General features: G+C 68.4%; 13 protein-coding genes. 3 read left to right on the top strand and 10 right to left on the bottom strand.

Annotated features, from left to right (window positions below):
• Positions 1 to 432 (bottom strand): cell wall synthesis protein CwsA, encoded by a 432-nt coding sequence (cwsA, locus tag ABQF13_RS04375; RefSeq protein ID WP_448391515.1) that lies wholly within the window; start codon positions 430 to 432, stop codon positions 1 to 3.
• 108 nt (positions 433 to 540) lie between these two features.
• Here cwsA and ABQF13_RS04370 point away from each other — a divergent pair, with 108 nt between their 5' ends.
• Complete coding sequence (locus tag ABQF13_RS04370; protein ID WP_448391514.1) at positions 541 to 1068, top strand: peptidylprolyl isomerase; 528 nt, start codon at positions 541 to 543, stop codon at positions 1066 to 1068.
• A 50-nt stretch (positions 1069 to 1118) separates the two neighbouring features.
• Here ABQF13_RS04370 and ABQF13_RS04365 read toward each other — a convergent pair whose 3' ends face one another.
• Complete coding sequence (locus ABQF13_RS04365; protein ID WP_448391513.1) at positions 1119 to 1541, bottom strand: PH domain-containing protein; 423 nt, start codon at positions 1539 to 1541, stop codon at positions 1119 to 1121.
• A gap of 154 nt (positions 1542 to 1695) precedes the next feature.
• Positions 1696 to 1959, bottom strand: a complete 264-nt coding sequence (gene crgA, locus ABQF13_RS04360; RefSeq protein WP_448391512.1) for a cell division protein CrgA — start codon at positions 1957 to 1959, stop codon at positions 1696 to 1698.
• A gap of 83 nt (positions 1960 to 2042) precedes the next feature.
• Here crgA and ABQF13_RS04355 point away from each other — a divergent pair, with 83 nt between their 5' ends.
• Both ABQF13_RS04355 and ABQF13_RS04350 read left to right on the top strand, forming a co-directional pair.
• A complete protein-coding gene (locus tag ABQF13_RS04355) occupies positions 2043 to 2810 on the top strand; it encodes a DUF881 domain-containing protein (protein ID WP_448391511.1) in 768 nt (255 codons plus the stop codon).
• 23 nt (positions 2811 to 2833) lie between these two features.
• Positions 2834 to 3538: an aminodeoxychorismate/anthranilate synthase component II gene (locus ABQF13_RS04350; protein WP_448391510.1), complete on the top strand. Its 705-nt coding sequence runs from the start codon at positions 2834 to 2836 to the stop codon at positions 3536 to 3538.
• Here the strand turns inward: ABQF13_RS04350 and pknB are convergent.
• The 7 genes from pknB to ABQF13_RS04315 all read right to left on the bottom strand — a co-directional run bounded on the left by pknB (position 3516) and on the right by ABQF13_RS04315 (position 13166).
• Positions 3516 to 5390: a Stk1 family PASTA domain-containing Ser/Thr kinase gene (gene pknB, locus ABQF13_RS04345; protein ID WP_448391509.1), complete on the bottom strand. Its 1875-nt coding sequence runs from the start codon at positions 5388 to 5390 to the stop codon at positions 3516 to 3518. The genes ABQF13_RS04350 and pknB overlap by 23 nt on opposite strands.
• On the bottom strand, positions 5387 to 6703 hold the full coding sequence (locus ABQF13_RS04340; protein ID WP_448391508.1) for a protein kinase domain-containing protein: 1317 nt from the start codon (positions 6701 to 6703) through the stop codon (positions 5387 to 5389). Before ABQF13_RS04340 ends, pknB begins: the two co-directional genes overlap by 4 nt.
• Positions 6700 to 8175: a D,D-transpeptidase PbpA gene (gene pbpA, locus ABQF13_RS04335; RefSeq protein ID WP_448391507.1), complete on the bottom strand. Its 1476-nt coding sequence runs from the start codon at positions 8173 to 8175 to the stop codon at positions 6700 to 6702. The genes ABQF13_RS04340 and pbpA overlap by 4 nt, the downstream gene beginning before the upstream one ends.
• On the bottom strand, positions 8172 to 9584 hold the full coding sequence (locus ABQF13_RS04330; protein WP_448391506.1) for a peptidoglycan glycosyltransferase RodA: 1413 nt from the start codon (positions 9582 to 9584) through the stop codon (positions 8172 to 8174). The genes pbpA and ABQF13_RS04330 overlap by 4 nt, the downstream gene beginning before the upstream one ends.
• Positions 9581 to 11140 carry a PP2C family protein-serine/threonine phosphatase gene (locus ABQF13_RS04325; RefSeq protein WP_448391505.1) on the bottom strand — a complete coding sequence of 520 codons (1560 nt, stop codon included), beginning with the start codon at positions 11138 to 11140 and terminating at the stop codon, positions 9581 to 9583. The genes ABQF13_RS04330 and ABQF13_RS04325 overlap by 4 nt, the downstream gene beginning before the upstream one ends.
• Entirely contained in the window at positions 11137 to 11604 is a 468-nt protein-coding gene (locus ABQF13_RS04320) for an FHA domain-containing protein FhaB/FipA (protein ID WP_448391504.1), read from the bottom strand. Before ABQF13_RS04320 ends, ABQF13_RS04325 begins: the two co-directional genes overlap by 4 nt.
• A gap of 122 nt (positions 11605 to 11726) precedes the next feature.
• Entirely contained in the window at positions 11727 to 13166 is a 1440-nt protein-coding gene (locus ABQF13_RS04315) for an FHA domain-containing protein (protein WP_448391503.1), read from the bottom strand.
• Between the last annotated feature and the right edge of the window lie 37 nt (positions 13167 to 13203).

Below are 13203 nucleotides of genomic sequence, written 5' to 3'. Positions count from 1 at the left end.
CTACGGTTTCGGCGCCACTTCGACGCTGGGCGGCAACGGTGAGGGCTCGGGCCGGCTCGACCGGCGAACGATCGAAAAGGCCACCGCTCCCCCGGCCAGCACCACCGCGCCCGCCGCAGCCAACAGCAGCGGTCGACGTCGGCGCCGCGCCCGGGCCTTGTTCAACGCCTCCGGCAGCCCCGACACCACCTCCTGGGCGGCGGCCAACTCAGCGCTTATCGTCTCTTGAGCGGCGGCCAGGTCCTTGCTCAACTGATCCTTGAGACGGCCCTGGCGGTAGCGCTCCCCCACCCAGTGCGCCGACGATTGCGCGCCGCTGATCCCCAGGCCCACCGCACCGCGGGTGACGTCGACCGGGCCGACCGCCGAATACATCAGTCCGCGGTTCAACCGCTCGCGGGGAGTCAACCGGTCTTGTGTCTTCGCGCGCATCTTCGGCCTCTCTCATCACCCGTCGGCAGGTCCATACCAGCCTGCCATCCCCGGCTATCCAGCGGTGCCCGGTTGGCCGCCGGACCGCGCGTGGCAGACTGATTTCTCGTGACGAGCCCCATTCAGACAGCCACCGCGACGCTGCACACCAACCGCGGTGACATCAAGATCGCACTCTTCGGTAACCACGCCCCCAAGACGGTCGCCAACTTCGTCGGCCTGGCGCAGGGCACCAGGGATTACAGCGGCGAGAACGCATCGGGCGGCACGTCCGGGCCCTTCTACGACGGCGTGGTCTTTCACCGCGTCATCTCCGGCTTCATGATCCAGGGCGGCGACCCCACCGGCACCGGCCGCGGCGGACCAGGCTACAAGTTCGAGGACGAGTTCCACCCCGAGCTGCAGTTCGACAAGCCCTACCTGCTGGCCATGGCCAACGCCGGCCCGGGCACCAACGGATCGCAGTTCTTCATCACGGTCGGCAAGACCCCGCACCTCAACCGCAAGCACACCATCTTCGGTGAGGTCGTCGACCCCGAGTCGCAGAAGGTGGTCGATGCGATCGCCACGACCTCGACCGACCGCAACGACCGGCCGACCGACCCGGTCGTCATCGACTCGATCACCATCAGCTAGGGCGATTTCGGCGCGCTCATGCCCCGTAGCGGTCCGTCAGCGCGCCGAAATCACGCGGGGCCGCCCGCATAGCCGGCCTCGGTCAGCGCGTCGAGCACGTCCAGCGGGTCGGTGCCCAGATCCCATCGGGTGAACACGAGCAGCCGATCGTCGGTGGTGTCGATCTCGAGCAACCGCTGCTTTCGGGCGAGGCGGCGGAACTCGGTGATCCGGATGCGCCGGATGTCACCGCGCTGCAGGTGCCGGGTGCCGGTCCAGCCGCGAAACACCAGACCGTCGCTGGTAATTGCCAGCTTGGGCCGGGCACGCCACGACATCGTTGCGAACACCAACAATCCGACGGCGGCTACGCCCCCGAGAAGCCGCCCCGGCGGGTCTGTGACCACGGTCACAACGCTGATAGCCAAGATAAGCCCGGCTATGCCGCACGCTGCGATTCCAAGCGGCGGCGGACTCCATTCAGTTTGCTGCACGGGTAATTAACACCCTCTCACCGCCGGGAATGAGGTTATCCACAAGTGCTATCCCCAATGGGGATGAATCACATCAGTGTGATCCGGTGACAGCGAAGTTGCTGGCGGGCGAACCCCAAATGACCAAGATGAATTCATTTGACGGCGACGCGCCTCAGCGCCACCGCATCGTGAGCAAAAGACCGGTGATCATGAAGGCGAAGGCGATCGCATAGTTCCACGGGCCGAGGTCGGCCATGAACGGGATAGCGGACGCGGCGAGCTGGAAGACGAGCAGCCAGACGAGGCCGATCAGCATCAAGCTGATGAACAACACCACGAACCAGGTGCTCGACGGGCCGGCCTTGACCTTGACCGGGGTCCGGCTCACCGGATTGATGGTGAAATCGTTCTTCTTTCGAACCTTGGACTTGGGCATGGGTACCTTCGCGAGAAATCGGGGTCACACGGTGCGACGATGTAGCTAGCCTATCGCAGCGACGATCCGGAGGAGACCAGCCGATGGAGCCCACCGCTCCCCCGCCAGCGCGCACGCGCAGCGCGTGGCGCTTCGGCGTCCCAGTGATCTGCCTGCTGGCCGGGATACTCCTCGCCGCCACCCACGGCGTATCCGGCGGCGACGAGATCCGGCGCAGCGACGCCCCACGGCTCGTCGACCTCGTCCGCGAAACCCAGCACTCGGTGGACCGCCTCAGCGCCGAACGGGACACTTTGGCGGAGACGCTCGACAGCCACCACGGCGGCAGCCCGGGCACCGATGCGGCCCTGGCCGCCATCACCGCCAGAACCGAGCGCCTCGGCGTCGGCGCCGGGCTGGAACCGATGCGCGGTCCGGGTCTGGTCGTCACCCTCAACGATGCCCAGCGCGACGCCGAAGGCCGCTTCCCGCGCGACGCCTCCCCCGACGACCTCGTCGTGCACCAGCAGGACATCGACGCCGTGCTCAACGCGCTGTGGAGTGCAGGCGCCGAGGGCATCCAGATGCAGGACCAGCGCATCATCGGCACGTCGGCGCCGCGCTGTGTGGGAAACACGTTGCTGCTCAACGGACGTACCTACAGCCCGCCGTACGTCATCACCGCGATCGGCGACTCCGGCGCGATGCAGGCCGCCCTGGCCGCGTCGCCGTTGGTCAAGCTGTACCGGCAGTACGTCGTGCGCTTCGGGTTGGGCTACTCCGAGGAGCCCCGCAGTTCGGTCGAGGTGGTCGGCCACAAGCAACCGGTGCGGATGCAGTACGCCAAACCGTTGGGACCCGTCGGCTACTGATCCGTACTAGGTAGCCTTGGCTGATGCAGGTGTTGGTCGTCGACAACTACGACAGCTTCGTGTTCAACCTGGTGCAGTATCTGGGCCAGCTTGGTGTGGACGTGCAAGTCTGGCGCAACGACGACGAGCGCCTGGGCACTGACGCCGACGTCGCGCGCGCCGCCGAGACCTTCGACGGTGTGCTGCTGAGCCCCGGACCCGGCACCCCGCAGCGGGCTGGCGCCTCGATTCCGTTGGTGACGGCCTGCGCGACGGCGAAGACCCCGCTGCTCGGTGTGTGCCTGGGCCACCAGGCCATCGGGGTGGCGTTCGGCGCTACGGTCGACCGCGCACCCGAACTGCTGCACGGCAAGACCAGTGTGGTACACCACACCAACACCGGTGTGCTGCAAGGACTTCCGAATCCGTTCACCGCGACGCGGTATCACTCGCTGACGATCCTGCCCGAGACCATGCCCGCTGAACTCGAGGTGATCGCGCGTACCGACGGCGGTGTCGTGATGGCGGTGCGCCATGTCGCGCTGCCGATCCACGGGGTGCAGTTCCATCCCGAGTCGATCCTCACCGAGGGCGGTCACCGGATGCTCGCCAACTGGCTCGGCTGCTGCGGCGCGGCACCGGCAGAAGGACTGGTGCGCCGGCTCGAGTTGGAAGTAGCCGCCGCCGGAGCCGCTGGGGCGGCGACATCAGGGTCCGTGGCGGCGGCTACGACGCGAAGCTCAGCGTGATAGTCGCGCCGAAGTTGACCCCGGTGCCCGGCGCGGGGCTCTGACGCACGACGGCGTTGGTCCGCTGGCCGCTGTTGGGGATGTCGGCGCCCTTGTCGAGCACGCCAGTCCAGCCCAGTGCGCGCAGCCGCGGTTCGACGTCGGTCCAGAACTGGCCGGCCAGGTCCGGCATGACGAACTGGTTGCCTCGCGAGACCTGCAACTGGATCACCGAGTCCACCGGAACCGTCTGGCCGGCCGAGGGCACGGTGCCCACCAGCTGACCCTGCGGCTCGGTGCTGTCGACCTCGACGGGCACCGTGTTGGTGAAGCCCGCTGCGTTGAGGATCTGGTTGGCGCTCGCCGTCGTGCGGCCGACCACGTCGGGGACGGACCTGCTCTCCGGACCCGACCCGAGCACGATCGTGATCTCGTTGGTGATCGCCGACGTCTGGTTGGCGGGCGGGTTGGTGCCCAGCACCTTGTCCTTCATCTCCGGCGTGGACGGCGATGTGGACGATTTGAAACTCTCGAAGCCCGCATCGGTGAGCCGTTCCACCGCATCGGCGTAGGACAGGTTCCTGACGTCGGGGATTTCGCGCTGTTCGGGTCCGGTGGAGACGTTGATGGTGATCTCGTCACCGGCGGCCACCGAGCTGTTGGCACCCGGTTCGGTGCTGATCACGTGGTCGGGCGGCACGGTGGAGTCGGGCTGCTGCTGCGTGCGGGTCTTGAAGCCGCGGTTCTGCAGTTCGGCGATCGCGTCGGCGCTGGCCTGCCCACTCACATCGGGCACCTGCACCGCGCGGGTCTCGCCGCCGAACATGTTGATCGCCACCGTCACCACGACGGTGAGCACCGCAAGCACGGCGACGGCGACCAGCCAGCGGCCCACCGATCCGCGTCGTTCACGCTCCTCGTAGTCCGGTAGCGGACGCGCCACGTCGTCGATGGGTTCGGTGCGGTCGTGTCCCGAGGACGCCGCCAACAGCGAGGTGCGTTCGGCGTCGGTCAGCACCTTCGGGGCGTCGGGCTGTTCGCCGCTGTGCACCCGAACCAGATCCGCGCGCATCTCCGCGGCGGTCTGGTAGCGGTTGTCGGGGTTTTTGGCCAGCGCTTTGAGCACCACCGCATCCAGTTCCGGCGGCACGTTGGGGTTGCGTTCCGAGGGCGGGACCGGATCCTCCCGCACATGCTGATAAGCCACCGCAACCGGCGAGTCACCCACGAAAGGTGGCTCCCCGGTGAGGATTTCGTAAAGCACACAACCCAACGAGTAGACGTCGGAGCGGGCGTCGACCGAGTTGCCGCTGGCCTGCTCGGGGGACAGGTACTGGGCCGTGCCGATCACCGCCGCGGTCTGGGTGACGCTGCTGGAGTCGGCCAGCGCGCGGGCGATACCGAAGTCCATCACCTTCACCGCGCCGGTCTTGCTGATCATGATGTTGGCGGGTTTGACGTCGCGGTGGATGATGCCGTGCTGGTGGCTGAAGTTCAGCGCCTGGCAGGCGTCGGCGATCACCTCGATGGCGCGTTTGGGCTCCATCGGGCCGTCGTTGTGCACGATGTCGCGCAGCGTCACGCCGTCGACGTACTCCATCACGATGTAGGGCAGCGGCCCGGTCGGCGTCTCGGCCTCACCGGTGTCGTAGACCGCGACGATCGCGGGGTGGTTCAGCGCGGCGGCGTTCTGCGCCTCCCGACGGAACCGCAGATAGAAGCTGGGATCACGGGCCAGATCGGCGCGCAGCACCTTGATCGCGACGTCCCGGTGCAGCCGCGTGTCACGCGCGAGATGGACTTCGGACATGCCGCCGAAGCCGAGGATGTCGCCGAGTTCATACCGGTCGGACAGGTGCGGAGGGGTGGTCATTGCGGTGTCTGTTCTGAAACGGTCTGTCGCTGGGTCTGCGGCTGCCACGCCTCGGGGGCCGATGCGAGCACATCGTGTCGGGTTACCCGCAATTCCTCGTTGACATGACCGTCGTCGCCCGGCGCAGGTGCCATCGCGGTCGGTGAGAACGGCGTCGTCTCGGTGATCGTGGTGGTGATCGTCGGCGGCGGCTGGTTCTCCCGGTCGCGGCGGTCTTGGGCGTTGAGCACGATCAAGATGGCGATGACGATCGCCAGCGCGCCCAGCACCCCGGCGGCCCACAGCAGCGCCCGCTGCCCGGAGGAGAAGGTGCTTCGCGGCGGGGGAGTGCGGTGGCTGCCGGTGACCGGGCGGGGACGCGCAGCGGTGGCCGGTGCGCGGCCGGTCATATCCGCCGCGGCGCGGGCCTGGGCGGCCGACGGCACCGCCGCGGGTGCGGCCCGGCCGAGCGACGGCGCCTGGTTGGGCCGCGGCGGGCGCCGGCCCGAGCGCACGGCGGCGACGGCATCGGCGAACGCGCCGCCGGAGCGGTACCGCATGCCGGGGTTCTTGACCAGGGTGATCTCGATCAGCTCACGCACGTTGGGCGGCAGATCGGCGGGCAGCGGCGGCGGCGTCTCCTTGATGTGCTTCATCGCCACGGTCAGCGCGCCGTCGCCGGTGAACGGCCGCTTCCCCGACACCGATTCGTAGCCGACAACACCCAACGAGTAGACGTCGCTGGCCGCTGTCGCGTCGTGGCCGAGCGCCTGCTCGGGCGCGATGTACTGGGCGGTGCCCATCACCATGCCGGTCTGGGTGACCGGCGCGGCGTCGACGGCCTTGGCGATGCCGAAGTCGGTGAGCTTCACCTGCCCGGTCGGGGTGATCAGAATGTTGCCCGGTTTGACGTCGCGGTGTACTAGCCCGGCGCTGTGGGCGACCTGCAGCGCGCGGCCGGTCTGCTCGAGCATGTCGAGGGCGTGGCGCAGCGACAGCCGCCCGGTGCGTTTGAGCACGGAGTTCAACGGTTCCCCGTTGACCAGCTCCATCACCAGGTAGGCGGTGCGGCCCTCACCGTCCATCTCCGTCTCGCCGTAGTCGTACACACCGGCGATGCCGGGGTGGTTGAGCATCGCGACGGTGCGCGCCTCGGCCCGGAAACGTTCGACGAATTCGGCGTCGGTGGAGTATTCGGCCTTGAGCACCTTGATCGCCACGCGTCGACCCAGCCGGGAGTCGACGCCTTCCCACACCTGACCCATGCCGCCCGTGGCGATGAGCCGCTGCAACCGGTAGCGACCCGACAGCGTCACCCCTACGCGCGCGCTCATGAGCCACCTCGCAGCGCCGCAGCGATCGCCGCACGCCCGATCGGGGCGGCCAGCGCGCCACCGGTGGCCGACAGCCGGTTGCCACCGTTCTCGACCAGCACCGCGACCGCCACCTTGGGATCCTGCGCCGGGGCGAAGGCGATGTACCAGGCATGCGGCGGGGTGTTGCGCGGATCGGTTCCGTGCTCCGCTGTGCCGGTCTTCGATGCGATCTGCACGCCGGCGATGGCTCCCTTCTGCTGCGTCACCTGCTCGGCGGCGACCATCAGATCCGTTAGTGTATCGGCGACCTGCTGCGACACCGCCCGCCGCTCTTCGGTAGGAGCCGTGGTGGCGATGTTGGACAGGTCGGGTCCCTTCAGGCTATCGACCAGATACGGCCGCATCGGCACGCCTTTATTGGCGATCGTGGCGGCGACCACCGCGTTCTGCAGCGGGGTGAGGGCGACGTCTTTCTGCCCGATGCTCGACATGCCCAGTGCGGCGTCGTCAACGATCGGACCGACCGTCGATTCGGCGACCTGAAGCGGGATCAGCGGGGGAGGGGCGCCGATGCCGAAGCCCAATGCGGTTGAACGCAGCGCGTCGGCGCCGGTGTCGACGCCCAGTTCGACGAACGACGTGTTGCACGACCGCGCGAACGCCTCGCGCAGGGTAACGGTCCCGCCCGACCCGCACGCCGAGCCGCCGTAGTTCTCCAAAGTGGCGGTGCTGTCCGGGAGTTGGATCTGGGCCTGGCCGGTGAGCCGGGTGTCCTCGGAGGCGCCGTGTGCGAGCGCCGCGGCCGTGGTGACGACCTTGAACGTCGAACCGGGTGGATACGTCTCCGAGATCGCGCGGTTCAGCATTGGGGAGTCGGGGTCGTCGCGCAGCCGCTGCCAGGCCGCCGCCTGCTTGTCCATGTCGTGGGTGGCCAGCAGGTTGGGGTCGTAGGACGGCGACGACACCATCGCGAGGATCTTTCCGGTCGACGGTTCGATCGCGACGACCGAACCCTTGCACGGGCCGGCGCAGCCGTCTTCCATCGCGTTCCACGCGGCTTGTTGCACTTGCGGGTTGATGGTGGTGTCGACGTTTCCGCCGCGCGGGTCCCGGCCGGTGAAGAAGTCGGCCAGCCGACGGGCGAACAGCCGCTGGTCTGAGCCGTTGAGAACCGAGTCCGCGGCGCGTTCCAGGCCGGTGCTGGAGTAGCGCAGTGAGTAGAAGCCGGTGACCGGCGCGTACACCAACGGTTCGGGATACACCCGCAGGAACCGGAACCGGCCGTTGGTCGACACCGAGTAGGCGAGCAGTTGGCCGCTTGCCGAGATCTGGCCCCGCTGCCGGGAGTACTCGTCGAGCAGCACCCGCTGGTTGCGCGGATCCGAGCGCAGGCCCTCGGCCGTGAAAACCTGGGTGACGGTGGCGTTGGCCAGCAGCAACACCACCAGCGCCATGACGGCGACGGCGATGCGGCGCAGTGAGGTGTTCATACCTTCTCGATCACCTCGGTACCGGCCGCGGCGATCGGAGTCGCGCTGTGCGGGCTGTTGACCAGCGGGCGGCGCGCGGAGTGGCTGATCCGCACCAGGATCGCCAGCAGCACGTAGTTGGCTACCAGCGACGAACCGCCGTAGGACATCCACGGTGTCGTCAGGCCGGTCAGCGGAATCAATTTGGTGACCCCGCCGACCACGATGAACAACTGGATCGCCAGCGTGGAGGCCAGCCCGGCGGCCAGCAGCTTGCCGAAGCTGTCCCGCACGGCGATCGCGGTGCGCAGCCCGCGGATGATGACGATCGTGTAGAGCATCAGCACGGCGGCCAGGCCCACCAGCCCGAGTTCTTCGCCGACGGCAGCGATGATGAAGTCGGTCGACGCGGCGGGCACGGTGCCGGGTTGCCCGTTGCCCAGACCGGTGCCGAAGATGCCGCCGGTGGCGAAGCTGAACATCGACTGCACCATCTGATAGCCGGCGCCCTCGGGATCGGAGAACGGGTCGAGCCAGTTGTGCACCCGCACCTGTACGTGGTCGAAAAGGTAATAGGCCGCAACGCTTCCCGCGGCGAACAGGGCCAACCCGATAACCATCCAGCTGAGCCGGTCCGTGGCGATGTAGACCAGCACCAGAAACGATGCGTACAGCAAAAGTGAAGTGCCCAGGTCTTTTTCGAAGATCATCACGCCGACCGAGGCGATCCACGCGGCCAGCAGTGGCGCCAGATCCCGCGGTCGGGGCAGGTCCATGCCCAGGAAGTGCTTGCCCGCGCTGGTGAACACGCTGCGCTTGTTGACCAGCACCGCGGCGAAGAACACCAGCAGCAGAATCTTGGAGAATTCGGCGGGCTGAATTGAGAAGCCCGGCAACTCAATCCAGATCTTCGCGCCGTTCTGCTCGGATATCGAGCGGGGCAGCACCGCGGGGATGGCCAGCAGGATCAGCCCGGTGACCCCGCAGAGATAGCCGTAGCGCGCCAGTAGACGGTGGTCGCGCAGGAACACGACGACGAACGAGAAGCCCAGCACCCCGACCAGCGTCCACAGCATCTGCTGGTTGGCCGTGCCGCCCAGCCCATTTCGGATGGTCTCGCCCTCGCTGAGGTCGAGCCGGTGAATCATCACTAGCCCCAGGCCATTCAGCAATGCCACGACGGGAAGCAGCAGCGGGTCGGCGTACGGGGCGAACCGCCGCACCGCCAGATGAGCACCGGTGAACAAGGCGAGATAGGCGACGGAGTACTGCGCCAACTCCCACCGCAGGCGCTGTTCCTGGTTGGCTTCGACCAGCAGCAGCGCGATCGTCGTGATGAGCGCGGCGAACCCGAGGAGGAACAGTTCCGCGTTGCGCCGGTTGGGCAGCGGCGGCACCACGGAGACGGCGGACTGCGGCTGTGTGGTCATGCCGCTTCCCGGCAGGTTACGCCCGGTTCCGGCGGCGGAGGTGGCAGCGCGGTGACGGTCGGAGGCGCCGGCGGGGGAGGCGGCGGCGGTGTGTCGGTCGCCGGCGGCGCGGGTGACGGCTTCGGCGACTCGGGCGCTGGCTGGGGTGAAGCTTCGGTCGGGGACGGCGGGGGCGGTGGCGGGGCTGTGCGCGGGGTCTCTGGAGTCGGCTGGCGCGGAACATTGGGCAGCCCAGGGGAATTCGTCGCCTCAGGGGAGTGTGGCACGGTGGTGGTCGGTCGTGGCGGGGCTGGCGTCGGGCACACCGGCAGCAGCGAGTCGCGGGCCAGTTGGCTGATCTGGTTGATGGCCTCGTCTTCAGACCCCGTCGGGAGACCCGACATGACCTGCTGTTGCTCAGAGGGCTTCAGGTCCGAGACCCGGAACAGTTCGCAGTCCCGCGGATCCTGGCCGGGGCTGATGAGGGTGAGTTGGTTGAACGGGGTCAGACAACCCTGCCGATACGGTTCATGCAGCGAGTAGCCGAGAAACGAGGTCGGCACCCCGCGCATGATCGACACGACGCCGTCGTGGTCGCTGACGTAGAAATTGCTGCGCACGATTTCGCGGCCGATGGCCAGACCGGCCACCACCACCAGCACCACCAGCGTCGCGGCGATGAAGATTCGGCGCCGTGACCGCGGCGGGCGCGTCGGCTCCTCTTCTTGGGGCAGAACGCGTTTAGCCTCGTTGCGACGCGGGTTGAACGCCGACGCGCGGCCCGCGGAGGTGTTGGGCGGGGCAACCTGGTCGTCGTGGCCGGACACCGCGCCGGCCAGAATCGGCTGGGTCTGGCCGTAGTCGTAGTCGACGACGTCGGCGACCACGACGGTGACGTTGTCCGGGCCGCCGCCGCGCAGCGCCAATTCGATCAGCCGGTCGGCGCTTTCGCCGACGTCGGCAATCTGCAGCGCTTCCAGGATGGTGTCGTGGCTGACCGGGTCGGACAGCCCGTCGGAGCACAGCAGGTAACGGTCGCCGGCGCGGGCTTCGCGCATGATCAGCGTCGGCTCGACCTCGTGGCCGGTCAGCGCGCGCATGATCAGCGACCGCTGCGGATGGCTGTGCGCCTCCTCGGCGGTGATGCGACCCTCGTCGACCAGCGTCTGAACGAAAGTGTCGTCCTTGGTGATCTGGGTGAGTTCCCCGTCGCGCAGCAGGTAGCCGCGCGAGTCGCCGATGTGCACGAGACCAAGTCGGTTGCCCGCGAACAAGATTGCGGTCAGCGTGGTGCCCATGCCCTCGAGTTCGGGGTCGGCCTCGACATGAGCGGCGATGGCTGCGTTGCCTTCCCGGACCGCATCGTCGAGCTGAGAGAGCAGGTCGCCGCCGGGCTCGTCGTCGTCGAGATGGGCCAGCGCGGCGATCACCAGTTGGGAGGCCACCTCGCCGGCCGCGTGCCCACCCATGCCGTCGGCCAGCGCGAGCAGACGCGCGCCGGCGTAGACCGAGTCTTCGTTGTTCGCCCGGACCAGGCCGCGGTCGCTGCGCGCGGCGTATCGAAGCACCAGTGTCACGGGCGCAGCTCGATTACCGTCTTGCCGATCCGAACCGGTGTGCCCATCGGAACCCGTACCGCCGTCGTCACCTTCGCCCTGTCAAGGTATGTGCCGTTGGTCGATCCTAGGTCTTCGACGTACCAGTCCGAACCTCGAGGCGACAGCCGGGCATGCCGGGTCGAGGCGTAGTCGTCGGTCAACACCAGGGTGGAGTCGTCGGCGCGCCCGATGAGCACCGGTTGGCTGCCCAGGGTGATCCGGGTGCCGGCCAGCGCGCCCTCGGTGACGATCAGGTGGCGGGCGACATTTCGACGGCCCCGGCTGGGCAGCAGCGACCTGCGCAGCGGCAGCCCGCGGCGCACCATGACCGTGCCCGGGGGCGCGTAGATGTCGGTGCGCAGAATCCGTAGCACCGACCAGATGAACAGCCACAGCAGCAGCAGAAAGCCGACGCGCGTCAGCTGCAGCACTAACCCCTGCATCTGACGTCCTCTCCGTCCGTCCCCATCCCGTTCTGGCCGTCCCGGCGCAACGTCACGATACTTGGACACCCCTCTACGTGAGGGTGAAGCGCGCAGCTTCGCCCTCAGTTGACGGACGTTCTCTAGTGCACGCGGACGATGATCTCGGAGTGGCCCAGGCGGATCACGTCACCGTCGGCCAGCTGCCATTCCTGCACCGGTGCGTTGTTCACGGTGGTGCCGTTGGTGGAGTTGAGGTCCGACAGCAGGGCCACCTGACCGTCCCAGCGGATCTCCAGGTGACGACGGGACACCCCGGTGTCCGGCAGCCGGAACTGCGCGTCCTGGCCGCGGCCGATGACGTTGGAGCCTTCACGCAGCTGGTACGTGCGGCCGCTGCCGTCGTCGAGCTGCAACGTGACGGCGGTCGCGGCGGGGTAATCGGGCTGTCCGTAGCCGGCGCCGTACCCGGGTTGACCGTAGTCGTAGCCGCCGCCCGCGGGCTCGCCGTAACCGGGTTCGGCGTAGCCGCCGGCGGGCTCGCCGTAGCGGCCGTAGTCGGGCGGAGCGTAGCCCTGGTCCTGGCGTCCGTAACCGCCGCCGTAGCCGCCCTGGTCCGGGTAGCCGCCCTGCTCGGGGTAGCCCTGGTCCGGATAGCCGGGACGCGGTTCGGGCCGGCCGTAGCCCTCGTCGGGGCGGGCGGGTCCGCGGCCGTAGTCATAGTCGGCGGGCGGCGGGCCGTAGCCGGGCTGACCGCCGGGCGGCGGGCCGTAATTCGGGGGCGGCTGACGGTAGCCCTGATCGGGGTAGCCGCCGGCGGCGGGCGGCGCGTAGCCGGCGGGCGGGCGCTGCTCGTAGGCCGACGGCGGATAACCCTGGTCGGGATAGCCGCCCTGTTCGGGGTAGCCGCCGTGGTCCGGGTAGCCGCCCTGGTCGGGGTAGCCGCCACCGTGGCGTGGGGGATAGCCTTGATCGCCCGGGGGAGGCGGGGGCGGCGGGTAGGCGCCCTGGTCCGGCGGCACGTACTGGCCCCGCGGATCCTGCGGCCGGTCGTCCGGCTGCCGGCTGTACCGGTCGTCGTAGGGTTCGTCGGCGGCCCGCCCCGGTCCCTGACCGCCGCGGTAGCTCGGGTTGTCGCTCATCGGTGGTACTCCTGATTCTGCGTTAGACGAAAGGTCTCGAGGTGGTGGGGCGGGCTCGCCAGCGGTTGCGTCAGGATTGACCGCACCACGCGCGCGAAACTGTCCGGTGTGCAGGTTGGAAGACTGTTCGAACCTGACGACGACGTCAGCATATGTTTGCCATCCCTGCTCATGGATGTAGCCCTCCAAGTGCTTGGCGAAAGTCGCTGAGGTCAGGTCGGGGTCGGCGCTCACCTTCTGGTAGTCAGGCACACTGAGCGTAATGACGTAGTCGTTCGGAGCCAAAACCCGGCCTCCGAGCACTTCACGAGCACCGGCGTCGGCCTCGCGGCGCAGCATCGCCTCGACTTCCTGCGGGACGATCGCCCCGCCGAACACCCGGGCGAACGCGTCGCCGACGGTCGACTCGAGCTTGCGCTCGATGCGGTCGACCAGACCCATGTCACCGCCCGCCTCACTCGTTGGTACCCGTCGATCC

This window comes from Mycolicibacterium sp. XJ879, assembly GCF_053483935.1.
This window is presented reverse-complemented; position numbering and strand designations above follow the sequence as displayed.